A 14,465-nucleotide genomic window follows, 5' to 3' on the forward strand; every position below is an offset into this window, starting at 1 on the left:
CCCTGGCTTTGACTGGCAAGTCGTGGCTTGCAGGCCGGGATTAGGCATGGCTGCGTAACGGTTTTGTGGCGGCGCGCGGCCTGTCCACAGGGATTGTCAAAACCTATCGGCCGGTGGGTGGGAAAGCTGTCAGAGTGAGGGATGACCTATTCGTGACGGGCTTCCCACTTGTCCACAGGGGCGGAAGCGGCCAGTAATACCTTGGCTTTACGGGCCGATTCTGTCTGTCGGATCAAAGGAGGTGGGGTGATGCTCACGCGCCGTCATTTCATCATCACAAGCACCGCGATGTTTTCGGGTGCCATTGCGGGCCCTGCGCTGGCGCAGGATTCCGTGGGCTTCGACGCGACGGTCACGCGGCCCGATCCCGATCCGAATGCCAACAATCCATGGGGTCTGCACCCGCGTTTCATGCCCACGCGCGTGCAGCACCGGGCCGGATTGCAGCCCGGCGATATCCATGTCGATGCGGTGGCGCGCTACCTGTATCACATCGGGACGGATGGCACGGCCATGCGCTACGGCGTGGCCATCGGGCGGCCGGGTCTCTACCAGCCGGGAACGTTCCGCATCGGGCGCAAGCAGGAATGGCCGTCCTGGACACCGACGGCGAACATGATCGCGCGTGAACCCCATGTCTACAGCCAGTTCGCGGGCGGTGTTCCGGGTGGCCCCGAGAACCCGCTGGGAGCGCGCGCCTTTTACCTCTACGAGGGCAACCGCGACACCTATCTGCGCATCCACGGCACGCCGCAGCCCTGGTCGATCGGCACCTCGGCCTCGTCGGGCTGCGTGCGGATGGTGAACGCGCATGTGATCGAGCTTTACGAGAACGTCGAGATCGGTTCGACGGCCTATCTCTATCCGCAGGCCTGACGAAACCCGTCGCGCCCATGAAAAAGGCCCCCGTTTTCGGGGGCCTTTTCCTGTTCGGGGCGGCCGGGGTCAGGCCGGCATCTTGACCGTGCGCAGGTAGGGCAGTTTGACATCCACCTCGCCGAATTTCGCGCGCGCGGCTTCGGTGTCGAGCGACAGGGCGACGATCACGTCCTGCCCGTGGACCCAGTTGGCGGGCGTCGCGATGGGCTTGCCCCACGTGGCCTGCAGCGCGTCGAGGGCGCGCAGCACCTCGGCGAAATTGCGACCGACCGACATCGGGTAGGTCAGCATCAGCTGCACCTTGTGATCGGGCGACACGATGTAGACCACGCGGACCGACGCGCTGTCGGCGGCGGTGCGGCCATCGGGCAGGTAGGCATCGGCGGGCAGCATGTCGAGCGCCTTGGACACGGCGAGGCTGTCATCGGCGATGATCGGGAAACCGGCCTTGGCGCCCGAGGTCGCCTCGATATCCGATTTCCATTTCACATGCTCTTCGGCCTTGTCCACGGACAGGCCGATCACCTTGGTCTTGCGCTTGGCCCATTCGTCGGCCAGCTGCGCGACCGCGCCGAATTCCGTGGTGCAGACCGGCGTGAAATCCTTGGGATGCGAGAACAGGATCAGCCAGCTGTCGCCTTGGAACTCATGCAGCGAAAAGCTGCCCTGATCGGTGTCGACCGCAAGGTCGGGAAAGGTGTCGTTGATGCGCAGGCCCATGCTGGGGACCTCCTGATTTGATTTGCGTTGTCAACTCATATAGGCATTCGGCAGGGTGATTTCACCGTGGAAATCGCCGCAGCTGCGAAAGAAGGACGGGCATTTTCCCCTGCTGCTGCAAGACTGCCGGATGTTCGGCCATGACGGTGCGGATGGGATGGTCGTTTGCGTTCGCCGTGCTGTCGCGGACCCGCCTTGAAGCCCGGCGCAGGGGATGACAGGCTGCGCCCCAACATGGGAGACGATCATGCAACACAGCCGCCAATTCTACATCAACGGGCGCTGGGTGGACCCCGCAACGCCGCGTGACCTGCCCGTCATCGACCCTTCGACCGAGGAGGTCTGCGCCACGATCTCGCTCGGCGATCAGGCCGATACAGATGCCGCCGTCGCCGCCGCGCGCGCCGCGTTCGACGCTTGGGCCGCCACCCCCATCCCCGAACGGATCGCGGCGCTCGAGCGGCTGTTGGCCGCCTATACCGCGCGGGCCGAGGATATGGCGCAAGCCATCAGCGCCGAGATGGGTGCCCCCATCGATTGGTCGCGCCAGCAGCAGGTGACATCGGGCGATTGGCATTTCGAAGGCTTCATCGCCGCCGCCAAGGAGATGGAATGGGATCGCCCGCTGGGGCCGCAATCGCCGGGCGAGCGGATTTTCCATGAACCCATCGGGGTCGTGGCGCTGATCACGCCGTGGAATTGGCCGATGAACCAGATCGCGCTCAAGGTCGCGCCGGCGCTTCTGGCGGGCTGCACGATGGTTCTGAAACCGTCCGAGGTCGCGCCGCTGTCGGGTCTCGTCTTTGCCGAGATCGTGGATGCAGCGGGCCTGCCGCCGGGTGTGTTCAACATGGTCAATGGCGACGGGCCGGGCGTGGGCAGCCAGCTGTCCGCCCACGCGGATGTCGACATGGTGAGCTTTACCGGGTCGACGCGGGCGGGGCGGCTGATCTCGATCGCGGCTGCCGACACGATCAAGCGCGTCAGCCTGGAACTGGGCGGCAAGGGGGCGAACATCATCTTTGCCGATGCCGATGAAAAGGCCGTCAAGCGCGGCGCGATGCGGTGTTTCGGCAATTCGGGCCAATCGTGCAACGCGCCGACCCGGATGCTGGTGCAGCGCGAACGCTATGACGAAGCGGTCGAGATCGCGGCCAAGGTAGCCGAGGAGACGCCGGTCATCCCTGCGGCCCAAGAAGGGCGCGGGATCGGGCCCGTTGTGTCCGAGGTGCAATTCGACAAGATCCAGGCGCTGATCCAGACCGGCATCGACGAAGGCGCGCGGCTGGTTGCGGGCGGAACCGGGCGGCCCGGTCATCTGAACCGGGGCTTTTTCGTGCGGCCCACGGTCTTTGCCGATGTGACGCCCGACATGACGATCTACCGCGAGGAAATCTTTGGCCCCGTTCTGTCGATCATCCCCTTCGACACCGAAGAGGATGCGGTGCGCATGGCCAATGACACGGTCTATGGCCTGACCAACTATATCCAGACGACCGACAAGGATCGGCTGCGCCGCGTGGCGCGGCGGCTGAGGTCGGGGATGGTGGAATGCAACGGCAAGGGCTTTGGCAAGGGCTCGCCCTTTGGCGGGTTCAAGCAATCGGGCAATGGCCGCGAAGGCGGGGTCTGGGGCATCCACGAATTCCTCGAGGTCAAGGCCGTCAGCGACTGGGACTGATCCCTGCCGCGCCGTGGTTTTGCTGCGGCGCGGAACTTTGTCGTGGTCCTGTCGCGCAAACCGCCTATCTCCGTCCAAGACGGAAGAAGGAAGCGCGGCATGGGCCCGATTGTCTTGATCCTTGGCAGCGGTCCGGCTGCCGTGGCCGTAAAGAGTTGGGATCGTTCGGTTTTCGATCATGTTGTCGCGATCAACAACGCCTGGCGGCTGCGGCCTGACTGGGATGTGTCGATCCACCCCGAGGATTTCCCGGTCGAACATCGCCCGCCCGGTCTTTTGGCCGGCCAGCGCCGGATCGAGGCGCGGGATTACGTGCCGGTGCAAAACGCCTATGGCGGGTTCGTCTATGCAGGCGGCACGATGGCCTTTACCGCCGGATACTGGGCGCTGGGGGCGCTCAAGCCCCGCGTGATGGCGTTTTTCGGCTGCGACATGGTCTATGCCGCGACGGGGCGCACGCATTTCTACGGAACGGGTACTGCCGATCCGCTGCGCGAGGACATCACGCTCCAGAGCCTCGAGGCCAAGGCTGCGCGGCTGCAGCTTCTGGCGGCGGAACAGGGTTGCGCCTGCGTGAACCTGTCGTGGCAGGACAGCCGTTTGGTGTTTCCGCGCGCCACGCTCGACGATCTGGCCGAGGCGCTGCCGGTGGACATCGACGCTGGCCACATGGCTGCGGCCAGGGCGCGCGAGGCGGAACTGGGCTACATGGTCCCGTCGGGTCGCTATTGGGCAGAGGCCGACAGGTTCGACGCACAGGCTCTGGCCGATCTGGATGCGCTGTGGCTATCGGCGCAGCGCGCGTCGGTCAGAACGGAACGGATGCGCGAAACAGCATCCCTTGCCCGCCGTCCGGGTGCCGCAGTTTCAGGCTTTCGGCGTGGAGCATGAGGCGCGGATAGTCGCGCGCAGCCCCCGTCGCGTAGAACGGGTCACCCAGGATCGGGTGGCCCAGTTCCAGCATATGGACCCGCAATTGATGTGAGCGCCCCGTCTTGGGGTAAAGCCGCATCCGCGTGGTGCCGTCCTCGATGCGGATGCGCCGCCAGTCGGTCACTGCAGGGCGCCCGTTTTCATGGTCGACATGCTGGCGCGGGCGGTTCGGCCAATCCACGCAAAGCGGCAGATCGATCGTGCCTTCGGCCTCGGCCACCTCGCCCCAGACGCGGGCGGCATAGACCTTTTTCGTCTGCCGCGTCTCGAATTGCTGGCCCAGATGGCGTTGGGCATGGGGCGTCAGGGCAAAGACCATGATGCCCGATGTGTCCATGTCCAGACGATGCACCAGAAGCGCCGTGGGAAAGGCCGCCTGCACCCGCGCGAGCAGGCAATCGGACAGGTGATCGCCCCGCCCCGGCACCGACAAGAGACCCGCAGGCTTGTTCACGATGACGATCTGGTCATCGGCATGCACGATGTCGAGCGGCGCGTCGGGCGGCCGGTAGTCAAAGGCCGGATTGGGCGCGGCCTCGGTCAATGGCCGGGGTTCGACTTGGAAAAGGCGTCTTTCTGCGCCTCGGTCGCCTCGGTCTGGTGCAGCGCTTTCCAGTCGTCATAGGGCATGCCGTAGACGATGGTGCGCGCGGTTTCCTTGTCCATCTCGATCCCGCGTTCGCTCGCGGCTTCCTGGTACCAGCGCGACAGGCAGTTGCGGCAGAACCCGGCCATGTTCATCAGGTCGATGTTCTGCACATCCGTGCGCTCGTTCATGTGCTGCAGGAGGCGGCGAAAGGCTGCGGCCTCGAGCTCGGTACGGGTCTGGTCATCCATGGCAAATCCTCCGGCGGTTTTCTCAGACCTCGGCATTCTTCAGCGCCGCGTCAAGCAGGGGCGCAAGCCTTTCGCCCCAAGCGGCCTGTTGGGCGGGCGTCGCGATCAGGTCGTTGCGGATTTCCACCAGCACATGCAACCGCCCCGGCTGGACCGCATGCCGGTCGAGCGCATCGCCGGGCAGATGGCCGGAATAGGGTTCGTTGTCGCCCACGCACAGATCGGGTTCGGCGCGCAGGCGGGCGATCAGCGGATAGGCCAGCCGCGTGTCGCCCGCATAGAGCACACCGACATGCCATGGCCGAAGCGGGCGGCCCACGAATTGCGGCGTGAAGGAATGGATCGAGACGATCACGGGATCGTCGCGGCCCTCGATCAGTGCGCCAAGCGCGCGGTGATAGGGGCGGTGGAACAGATCGAGCCTGCGGTCGATTTCGGCCGCATCGGCATGGCGGTTGGCGGGGATGATCGAGCCGTCGTAGATTTTCATGCAGAGCGTCGGATCATCCTCGCCCCGGTTCGGATCGATCACGAGGCGCGAGAATTCCGACAGGATCACGGGGGCATCCAGCATTTCGGCCAGCCGGAGCGATACGCCCGCCGCGCCCACGTCATAGGCGATGTGGCGGTTCATGTCCTCGGGCGGCAATCCCAGATCGCCCCCCGCAACCTCGGGCGGGACGTGGTTGGAGGCATGGTCGCAGGTCACCACCCAGCGCCCGCGCCTGTCCGCGCCCTCGATCCTGAAAGCCTGTGTCATCGGGTCGTTACCTTGTCGGAGTGCAACGGGGGCGGGCATAGGCGCTTTGCCCCCGCGACGCCAGAGGGCAGCCTGTCCAAGCCGGTTGTCGGGCGCTGGGAATTGCGCCATAGAGCATGTAGAACAGGGCTGTTTGCGCTAACATCGCGTGAGCGGCCAGCCGGTCGGGCCCATAACCGGGCCCTGTCCGGGCAGAGGGAACAGGGGAACACGCAATGAAACGCGACCGCAACGTCAAGATCGTGGCCACGCTGGGCCCCGCCTCGGACGGCGAGCACATGATCCGCAAGCTCTACGAGGCTGGCGCCGATGTGTTCCGCCTGAACATGTCGCACGGCGGCCATGACGAGATCCGCGCCCGCCATGCCGCCATCCGCAAGGTCGAGCGCGAGATGGGCCGCCCCATTGCCATCCTTGCCGATCTTCAGGGGCCGAAGCTGCGCTGCGGTGTCTTTGCCGAGGACGAGGGGCATGTGCTGCGCAACGGGGCGTCCTTTCGCTTCGATCTCGACCCGACGCCGGGGACGGACAAGCGTGTGAACCTGCCCCATCCCGAGATTTTCGCGGCCCTCGAACCAGGGTCCCGCCTGTTGGTCAATGACGGCAAGGTGCGGCTGCGCGTCGATGATTGCGGCCCCGATTTCGCCGATTGCACGGTGATCGCGGGTGGCCCGGTGTCGAACCGCAAGGGCGTGAACGTGCCTGACGTGGTCCTGCCGCTGGCAGCCCTGTCGGAAAAGGATCGCGCCGATCTGGAGTTTGTCTGCGAATTGGGTGTCGATTGGCTGGCGCTGTCCTTTGTCCAGCGTGCCGCCGACGTGCACGAGGCGCGTGACCTGGCCAAGGGGCGGGCCGCGATCCTGTCCAAGATCGAGAAACCGGCGGCTGTCACGGCCTTTGAGGAAATCCTCGCCGCCTCGGACGGGATCATGGTGGCGCGCGGCGATCTGGGCGTGGAATTGCCGGTTCATGCCGTCCCCCCGATCCAGAAGCGGCTGGTGCGCAAATGCCGGTCGGCGGCCAAGCCCGTGATCGTGGCGACCCAGATGCTGGAATCCATGATCGAAAGCCCGATGCCCACCCGCGCCGAAGTGTCCGACGTGGCCACCGCGCTGTACGAAGGGGCCGATGCCGTGATGCTGTCCGCGGAATCGGCGGCGGGCAGCTACCCGGTCGAGGCGGTGCAGACCATGCACAATGTCGCGCTCGAGGTCGAAAGCGACCCGAATTTCCACACGATCATGGCCGCCTCGCGGCAGGTCACGCGCTCTTCGACGGCGGATGCCATTGTCGCGGCCGCGCGCGAGATCGCGGAAACCGTGGATATCAAGGCGATCTGCTGCTTCACCCAATCGGGCGGCACGGCCTCGCTCGTGGCGCGGGAACGGCCGCGGGTTCCGATCCTTGCGCTGACGCCGGTGATCTCGGTGGCGCGGCGGATGTGCCTGACCTGGGGCTGCCAGTGCTACATCACGGGCGAGTTGACGCGGTTCAAGGGCGCGGTGGTGTCGGCGGCGCGGACCGCGCGCGATGGCGGCTACGCGACCGAAGAGGATCAGATCATCGTCACCGCGGGCGTGCCCTTCAACGTGCAGGGGTCGACCAACATCCTGCGCGTGGCCCCCTGCGCCGAGCGCCTGATCTACGCCACCGATCCGGAATGATCCGCGCGCTGGCGCTGGCGCTGCTGTTGGCCGGACCGGCGGCAGCGCATGTGCTGGACGGGCAGATCACAGAACAGGACGGCGCGGGGCGGTTCGTCTTGCTGGACGAGCCGCCGCTGGCCGTGGGGCAGGATATCTTCGACAGTCCCGATCTGATCGCCTTTGACGAGGCTCAGGGCGTGATCCTGCCCGCCATGCTGCGGCTGGATCTGGGCGGGCCGATCCCTACGGGGACGGTCGCGGCCTTTCATTCACTGGTCTTTGACGGCACGGGCGGGCGGCAGCGCGGTTGGGTCCTGTTCGATGGGCCCATCCTGGGCGTGGCGATCCTGCCCGACACCCTGGCCGCGACGGATGCGCTGGCCGGGGGTGTGACGCTGTTTCTGGGCCACGAGATGCGGGGGTTGGAGCGGGGCGACCGCGCCTGGATCGATGCGGATGATCCCCGGCGGCTTTGGGTCGATTGGGCGGGATCATCGCCCGGTGACCAGTTGCGGGTGGTGACCGGGGCTTTGCCGCTTATGTAATCTGGTGTTGTCCCGGGCTTTGGCGCATAGGTTTTGTCATGCAGATCGACCCCGATATCGTGATCGTCCTTGCCACGCTGGTCAGCATGCTGGCTCTCTCCTCGCTCGTCGCGGGATGGGTCGATGGGCGCTTGTCGCGCCGGGGCCTTTTGTCGTTGGGCATCGGTCTGGGCCTCTTGGGATGGGTGCATCTGGCGCTGCGCGAGGGCGGGCTGACGCTTCGTTCCATTCCCGATGCCTTCATCCATGTCGTGGCTATGGTTCTTTGAGGTAGCGGGACCTCTGGACAGAGGGCGGCAATGGCTGTAAGCGACGCGCTCCAACGGTGCGGCCGGCCAACAACGGCATGCCGAGTCGCGCCCGAACGCTCTCTAGAAGACAGGAGACGAAAATGCCGAAGATGAAGACGAAATCGAGCGCCAAGAAGCGCTTCAAGGTGACCGGCACCGGCAAGGTGGTGGCGGGCCAGGCCGGCAAGCGGCACGGGATGATCAAGCGGACGACCAAGTTCATCCGCTCGGCACGGGGGACGACGACGCTGTCCGCACCCGACGCCAAGATCGTCAAGACCTACATGCCCTACGACCGCTGAGGAGGCCGCACAATGTCCCGCACCAAAGGTGGAACCGTCACGCATCGCCGTCACAAGAAAGTTCTTGACGCGGCAAAGGGTTACTATGGCGCCCGCTCGCGCAGCTTCAAGACCGCGACGCAGGCCGTCGACAAGGCCAACCAATACGCGACCCGCGACCGCAAGGTCCGCAAGCGGCAGTTCCGCGCGCTCTGGATCCAGCGGATCAATGCCGCTGTCCGCGCGTTTGACGCCGACATGACCTATTCGCGTTTCATCAACGGCCTGGCGCTTGCCGGGATCGAAGTTGACCGCAAGGTTCTGGCCGATCTGGCCGTGCACGAGCCCGAAGCTTTCGGCGCCATCGTCGCACAGGCGCGCGCCGCTCTCTGAGCCGCGGCCATCGAGAAAAAAGGACGGGCTGCCATTTGGCAGCCCGTTTTTCTTTTGGAAACAGGATTTTGAGGGATCGCGACGATCCCATTCCATCACAGGGAAACGGTCACGGTGTAGTTGTTTCCGGTGAAGGTATTGCGGAACACCAATTGGTTCTGGCCTGCGGTCACGGTTCCACGGGACCCGGCGACGTTCACGTAACGCAACCCCCCACCGCTGCGCGACAGCCGCCCATCCGTGATGGTGGTGCCGTCGCTGTCCCATGTGTAGCTGCCATCGGCGGCGACCGTCACGCGCATCGGCCGGGTCGAGCCGTCGGCGCGCACTTGTTGCCCGGTATAGGTGCCCGCAAGATCGGCGAAGCTGGCGGCGCTTTCGGCTGTTGAGGTGGTTTGCTGGCAGCCCGCAATGAGGATCGGCATCGCGGCAAGGCTGAGGCCAAGGAATGTGCGTCGGTACATCGTAATCTCCTATACTCGCATGAAAGACCGGAAGCCTAGGACAGGCGATGGCCTGCGACAAGCTTTTTGGCCGTGATAAGATTGGCTATGTCAATTTGATGAAGGTGCCATGACACGGGCGGTGGGTCGTGGGGTTGCCCCTGCCAATGGTTTGCCCGGCGGGGGTTTTCGTTGCGAAAGGGTTAAGATCCGGGCGACTTTCTTGACGGATCCTTGACGAGAGGTTGCCGAAACCTTGCCAAAGGGGGGAGTTGCGCGCGGTTCCGGCCGGGCCCCCGGGGGGCGCCGTCATCGCCGCCGCGCTCTGCCTTGCAATCGTGGGGTTTGGTGATAGGTCAGGGCGCGGATTGGACGGGCAAGGGGCCGGAGCATGAACCTCGATCAGCTGAAATCGGATTGGCTGGGGCGCATCGCCGCCGCGACGGACGAGGGCGCGCTGGAAGAGCTGCGCGTCGCGGCGCTCGGCAAGAAGGGCGAGATCAGCCTCAAGATGCGCGACCTGGGCGGCATGTCCCCCGAGGAGCGGCAGGTGGCGGGCCCCGCGCTCAACGCGCTGAAGGACGAGGTGACGACCGCCATCGCCGCCAAGAAGGTCGCGCTGGGCGATGCGGCGCTGGACGAGCGGCTGAAAGCCGAATGGCTGGACGTGACGCTGCCCGCGCGGCATCGGCGGGTCGGCACGATCCACCCCGTGTCCCAGGTGACCGAAGAGGTCACGGCGATTTTCGCCGATATGGGCTTTGCCGTGGCCGAAGGGCCGCAGATCGAGACGGATTGGTACAATTTCGACGCGCTGAACATTCCGGGCCACCATCCCGCGCGCGCCGAGATGGATACGTTCTACACCCATCGCGCCGAGGGCGATGACCGCCCGCCGCATGTGCTGCGCACGCATACGAGCCCCGTGCAGATCCGGCACATGGAGGCGCATGGCGCGCCCGTGCGCGTGATCGCGCCGGGCCGCGTCTATCGCGCGGATTACGACCAGACGCATACGCCGATGTTCCACCAGGTCGAGGGGCTGGCGATCGACCGCGATATCTCCATGGCCAATCTGAAATGGGTGCTGGAGGAGTTTTTCAGCGCCTATTTCGGCACGAAGGTCCGCACGCGGTTCCGCGCCTCGCATTTCCCCTTCACCGAGCCCTCGGCCGAGGTCGACATCCAGTGTTCGTGGGAAGGCGGCACCGTCAAGGTCGGCGAAGGGTCCGATTGGCTGGAGGTTCTGGGATCGGGGATGGTGCATCCCAAGGTCTTGCAGGCGGGCGGGATCGATCCGGCGGAGTGGCAGGGTTTCGCATTCGGCATGGGGATCGACCGGATCGCGATGCTGAAATACGGGATCCCGGATCTGCGGGCGTTCTTTGATTCAGACCTGCGGTGGCTGAGGCATTACGGGTTTGCCGCGTTGCAGGTGCCGGCGGTGCATTCGGGAGTGTGACCCGTCGGGTGGGCAATGTGCCCACCATTGCCGGTGATGGGATCTGCGTGGTGGGTTTCACCCACCCTACGGGTTTTCGGTGGTGCGCCGTGACAGGCACACCCTACCCAAGGGAGGGATGGGATGCGGTGGATGTCCTGCTGGCGGTGATCGGTGGGGTGGGCAATGTGCCCACCATTGCCGTTGATGGGATCTGCGTGGTGGGTTTCACCCACCCTACGGGTTTTCGGTGGTGCGCCTGAAGGCACACCCTACCGAGCGGTGTGTAGGGTGTGCCTTCAGGCGCACCTTGCGTCCCATCAACCGACCGGGGGTGCGGCGGATGCTCTGCTGGCGGGGGCATGGCGAATGCGGTTAACGTCGCCAATGACACCGACCCGGACGACAGGAGCCGCCCCATGACCGCCGCCATCGAGGGGTATCTGTTCTACGAGATTGCCGCCTTGTTGGTTCTGGCGGCGGGGGCTGGATTCATCGGCCTGATGCTGCGCCAACCCCTGATCGTGAGCTTCATCGCGGTGGGCATCATCGCGGGGCCATCGGTGCTGGATATCGCGCAATCGGATGCGCAGATCGACCTCTTGGCCGAGCTGGGCATCGCGCTGTTGCTGTTCCTGGTGGGGTTGAAGCTCGACTTCAACCTTGTGCGCACGCTGGGGCCGGTCGCGCTGATCGCGGGCACGGCGCAGGTGCTGTTGACGGGGGCGATCGGCTACGGGCTTGCGCTCGCCTTGGGCGTCGATGCGGGGACGGCGGTCTATGTCGCGGTCGCGCTGACGTTTTCGTCCACGATCATCATCGTCAAGCTCTTGTCGGACAAGCGCGAGATCGACGCGCTGCATGGGCGGATGGCGCTGGGCATCCTGATCGTGCAGGACGTGGTGGTCGTCATCGCCATGATCGTCCTGTCGGCCATCGCGGTCGGTGGTGCGGCTGCCGAGGGCGGCGGTGCCCTGGGCGAGGTGCTGAAGGTCCTGGGCTATGGCGCGGCGATGCTGGTCTTTGTCGTCGTCTTCATCCGCTATGTCGCCGATCCCCTGGTCGAGCGGTTGTCGGAAGCGCCCGAATTGCTCGTGTCCTTTGCCATCGGTTGGGCCGCGCTGCTGGCCGCTGTTGGCCATTACCTTGGGCTGGGCAAGGAACTGGGCGGGTTGCTGGCGGGTGTCTCCCTGGCCTCCACCGCCTACCGGGAGGCGATTTCGGGGCGTTTGGCGAGCCTGCGGGATTTCCTGCTCCTGTTCTTCTTCATCGCGCTGGGCGTGTCGCTGGACCTGTCGGTGCTGGGGGCGAGCATCGGGGCGGCGCTGGTCCTGTCGGTCTTCGTGCTGGTGGGAAAGCCGTTGATCGTGATGGGGGTGTTGCGGGTTCTGGGCTATCGCAAGCGGACCGGGTTTCTGGCCGGTGTGACGCTGGCGCAGATTTCGGAGTTTTCGCTGATCTTCATGGCGATGGGCGTGGGCATCGGGCATCTGGACGAGGAGGCGCTGGGGCTGGTGACGCTTGTGGGGCTGATCACCATCGCGGTCTCGACCTACATGATCACCTTTTCCAACCGGCTTTACGCGATTTGCGAGCCTGCCTTGCGCCTGTTCGACAAGCGGGGGGGCGAGGCCGGGGATCAGGGGGAGGCGGCGGGCAAACGGCCCCATGATGTCGTGATCTTCGGGCTGGGGCGCTATGGTCTGGGCATCGCGCTGGCGCTGAGGGACAGCGGCAAGCGGGTGCTGGGGGTGGATTTCAGCCCCGAGGCGGTAAGGGCCGCACGGGCGCGCGGGTTCGATGCCGTTTTCGGCGATGCGACCGATCCCGAATTCCTGTCGCATCTGCCCTTGCAGGGGGCCGAATGGCTGGTGATGGCCGTGCCCGAGCATGACATCGGGCTGACGCATGAGGACCCGCGTCTGGCGCTGTTGGGCGCGGCAAGGGACCTGGGGTTCCGGGGCAAGCTGGCGGTGGCCGCGCAACGGGAACAGACGGCGGCGCGGCTGGCGGAGGCGCGGGCCGACCTGGTGCTGATGCCCTATCGCGACGCGGCCTTTGCCGCGGCGGGCATGATCGCGGGCAAGACGGAGGCGCCCGTGGCGGTGGCCGCCGACCCGGAGGGGCAGAAGGATCTGCCCGTCTGAGGCCAGGGGATAGGCTCAGGAGATTCTCGGGCCGCGCGCCCGAGGCCCGGGGCAATTCCGCCGCACAATGCGTCAGAGGCCCCCGCAAAGCGCCGCTTTTTTGCGCGAAAGCTGCGGCGGGCGGGCTTTGCGAGGGCCGGATTTTGACAGCGGCGCGGTCCGGCCCCGATGCTGGAAGGGCAGGGCATTTAGGGTTCCGGCGCGCCGAAAGGTGCGGGTCAGGTCCGAGAAATGCCGCCGCGCGGGCCAAATCCCCCGCGGTACACGGCGGGACAAAATCCCGGGAGAGCACTGCGCCAAGATCAGGTTCGGCCGCTCCCTGAACATATTCCCCGGTCGGACATTTGGACATTCGCATCCGATCGGAGGAACCGACGATGACCAGACTTGCCCTAGCCACCACCACAGCACTGACGCTCGCCTTGTCGCCCGGATGGGCCGTTGCGCAGGAGCGGACGGAGTTTCGCGTCGCATGGTCGATCTACGTGGGCTGGATGCCCTGGGGCTACCTGGAGGAGAGCGGCATCATGGATGCCTGGGCCGAGCGCTACGGGATCGATGTCGAGATCGTGCAGATCAACGATTACGTGGAATCGATCAACCTGTATACGGCGGGCGAATTCGACGGGGTGTCGGCCACCAACATGGATACGCTGTCGATCCCGGCGGGGTCGGGGGTGGATACGACCGCGTTGATCGTGGGGGATTTCTCGAACGGGAATGACGCCGTGATCCTGAAGGGGGAGGGCGGATTGGCCGATCTGGCCGGGATGCCCGTGAACCTGGTGGAATTGTCGGTGTCCCATTACCTGCTTGCGCGCGCGCTGGAGAGCGTGGGGTTGGAGGAGCGCGACCTGGCGGGTGTCATCAACACCTCGGATGCCGACATGATCGCGGCCTTCCAGACGGAGGATGTGCAGGCGGTGGTGACGTGGAACCCGCTGGTGTCCACGATCGCGGAAAGCCCTGAGGCCAATATCCTGTTCACCTCGGCCGATATTCCGGGCGAGATCATCGACATGATGGTGGTCAACACCGAGGTGCTGGAGGCCAACCCCGATTTCGGCCGCGCGCTGGTGGGGGCCTGGTACGAGCTGATGGCGATCATGGCCTCCGACACGCCCGAGGGGATCGCGGCGCGCACGGCAATGGCCGAGGCGTCGGGTACGGATCTGGCGGGATATGAGGCGCAGCTGGCCTCGACCCAGATGTTCTGGGAGGCGGCGGATGCGGTGGCCTTTGTCCAGAGCCCGGAATTGCCCGAGACGATGGTGAGTGTCGCCGAATTCCTGTTCGAGCGCGGCATCCTGGGCGAGGGCGCGCCGAGCGCGGATTTCGTGGGCATCGAATATCCGGGCGGCGTGGTGACGGGCGATCCGGGCAATATCCGGCTGCGGTTCGATCCGAGCTACATGCAGATGGCCGCCGACGGGGCGCTGTAACGGCGGCGCGCGCGGGAGCGGCGGATC

At 65.6% G+C, this 14,465-nt stretch carries 16 protein-coding genes and 1 riboswitch; of the genes, 11 read left to right on the forward strand and 5 right to left on the reverse strand.

What is annotated here, in order from left to right; translation table 11 throughout:
• Positions 1-249: 249 nt before the first annotated feature.
• Complete coding sequence (locus AABA51_RS01515) at positions 250-876, forward strand: L,D-transpeptidase (protein ID WP_338273715.1); 627 nt, start codon at positions 250-252, stop codon at positions 874-876.
• A 69-nt stretch (positions 877-945) separates the two neighbouring features.
• Here the strand turns inward: AABA51_RS01515 and AABA51_RS01520 are convergent, their stop codons facing one another.
• Positions 946-1,599, reverse strand: coding sequence for a peroxiredoxin (locus tag AABA51_RS01520; RefSeq protein WP_338273717.1), 654 nt, complete (start codon positions 1,597-1,599; stop codon positions 946-948).
• Positions 1,600-1,846: 247 nt separating this feature from the next.
• Between AABA51_RS01520 and AABA51_RS01525 the strand changes: the two genes are divergently transcribed.
• Positions 1,847-3,280 (forward strand): aldehyde dehydrogenase family protein, encoded by a 1,434-nt coding sequence (locus AABA51_RS01525; protein ID WP_338273719.1) that lies wholly within the window; start codon positions 1,847-1,849, stop codon positions 3,278-3,280.
• Positions 3,281-3,379: 99 nt separating this feature from the next.
• The gene (locus AABA51_RS01530; protein WP_338273721.1) at positions 3,380-4,171 is read left to right on the forward strand and encodes a hypothetical protein; all 792 of its coding nucleotides are present in this window, start codon (positions 3,380-3,382) and stop codon (positions 4,169-4,171) included.
• Here the strand turns inward: AABA51_RS01530 and AABA51_RS01535 are convergent.
• The 3 genes from AABA51_RS01535 to AABA51_RS01545 are packed head-to-tail and all read right to left on the reverse strand — an operon-like array spanning position 4,089 to position 5,810.
• Entirely contained in the window at positions 4,089-4,757 is a 669-nt protein-coding gene (locus AABA51_RS01535; protein ID WP_338273723.1) for a pseudouridine synthase, read from the reverse strand. The genes AABA51_RS01530 and AABA51_RS01535 overlap by 83 nt on opposite strands.
• On the reverse strand, positions 4,754-5,050 hold the full coding sequence (locus tag AABA51_RS01540; RefSeq protein ID WP_338273725.1) for a DUF1244 domain-containing protein: 297 nt from the start codon (positions 5,048-5,050) through the stop codon (positions 4,754-4,756). The genes AABA51_RS01535 and AABA51_RS01540 overlap by 4 nt, the downstream gene beginning before the upstream one ends.
• Positions 5,051-5,072: 22 nt before the next feature.
• A complete protein-coding gene (locus AABA51_RS01545) occupies positions 5,073-5,810 on the reverse strand; it encodes an N-formylglutamate amidohydrolase (protein WP_338273727.1) in 738 nt (245 codons plus the stop codon).
• Positions 5,811-6,025: 215 nt separating this feature from the next.
• On the opposite strand from AABA51_RS01545, the gene pyk reads away from it, so the two are divergent.
• The 5 genes from pyk to rplT all read left to right on the forward strand — a co-directional run bounded on the left by pyk (position 6,026) and on the right by rplT (position 8,965).
• Positions 6,026-7,474 carry a pyruvate kinase gene (pyk, locus tag AABA51_RS01550; protein WP_338273729.1) on the forward strand — a complete coding sequence of 483 codons (1,449 nt, stop codon included), beginning with the start codon at positions 6,026-6,028 and terminating at the stop codon, positions 7,472-7,474.
• The gene (locus AABA51_RS01555; protein WP_338273731.1) at positions 7,471-8,001 is read left to right on the forward strand and encodes a hypothetical protein; all 531 of its coding nucleotides are present in this window, start codon (positions 7,471-7,473) and stop codon (positions 7,999-8,001) included. Before pyk ends, AABA51_RS01555 begins: the two co-directional genes overlap by 4 nt.
• A gap of 38 nt (positions 8,002-8,039) precedes the next feature.
• Positions 8,040-8,270, forward strand: coding sequence for a hypothetical protein (locus AABA51_RS01560; RefSeq protein WP_338273734.1), 231 nt, complete (start codon positions 8,040-8,042; stop codon positions 8,268-8,270).
• Between the two features lie 122 nt (positions 8,271-8,392).
• Positions 8,393-8,593, forward strand: coding sequence for a 50S ribosomal protein L35 (rpmI, locus tag AABA51_RS01565; protein ID WP_277824666.1), 201 nt, complete (start codon positions 8,393-8,395; stop codon positions 8,591-8,593).
• Between the two features lie 12 nt (positions 8,594-8,605).
• Positions 8,606-8,965 carry a 50S ribosomal protein L20 gene (gene rplT, locus AABA51_RS01570; protein WP_277824664.1) on the forward strand — a complete coding sequence of 120 codons (360 nt, stop codon included), beginning with the start codon at positions 8,606-8,608 and terminating at the stop codon, positions 8,963-8,965.
• 95 nt (positions 8,966-9,060) lie between these two features.
• Here rplT and AABA51_RS01575 read toward each other — a convergent pair whose 3' ends face one another.
• Positions 9,061-9,429 (reverse strand): hypothetical protein, encoded by a 369-nt coding sequence (locus tag AABA51_RS01575; protein ID WP_338273739.1) that lies wholly within the window; start codon positions 9,427-9,429, stop codon positions 9,061-9,063.
• Between the two features lie 370 nt (positions 9,430-9,799).
• Here AABA51_RS01575 and pheS point away from each other — a divergent pair, with 370 nt between their 5' ends.
• The 3 genes from pheS to AABA51_RS01590 all read left to right on the forward strand — a co-directional run bounded on the left by pheS (position 9,800) and on the right by AABA51_RS01590 (position 14,438).
• The gene (gene pheS / locus AABA51_RS01580; protein ID WP_338273741.1) at positions 9,800-10,870 is read left to right on the forward strand and encodes a phenylalanine--tRNA ligase subunit alpha; all 1,071 of its coding nucleotides are present in this window, start codon (positions 9,800-9,802) and stop codon (positions 10,868-10,870) included.
• Between the two features lie 398 nt (positions 10,871-11,268).
• Positions 11,269-12,996, forward strand: a complete 1,728-nt coding sequence (locus tag AABA51_RS01585; protein WP_338273743.1) for a cation:proton antiporter family protein — start codon at positions 11,269-11,271, stop codon at positions 12,994-12,996.
• A gap of 177 nt (positions 12,997-13,173) precedes the next feature.
• Positions 13,174-13,285: riboswitch (guanidine-I (ykkC/yxkD leader) on the forward strand.
• A gap of 88 nt (positions 13,286-13,373) precedes the next feature.
• Positions 13,374-14,438 carry a putative urea ABC transporter substrate-binding protein gene (locus tag AABA51_RS01590; protein WP_338273745.1) on the forward strand — a complete coding sequence of 355 codons (1,065 nt, stop codon included), beginning with the start codon at positions 13,374-13,376 and terminating at the stop codon, positions 14,436-14,438.
• Positions 14,439-14,465 lie beyond the last annotated feature (27 nt).

It is taken from the genome of Roseicyclus marinus, assembly GCF_036322625.1.
In the GTDB taxonomy this organism is placed as follows: domain Bacteria; phylum Pseudomonadota; class Alphaproteobacteria; order Rhodobacterales; family Rhodobacteraceae; genus Roseicyclus; species Roseicyclus marinus_A.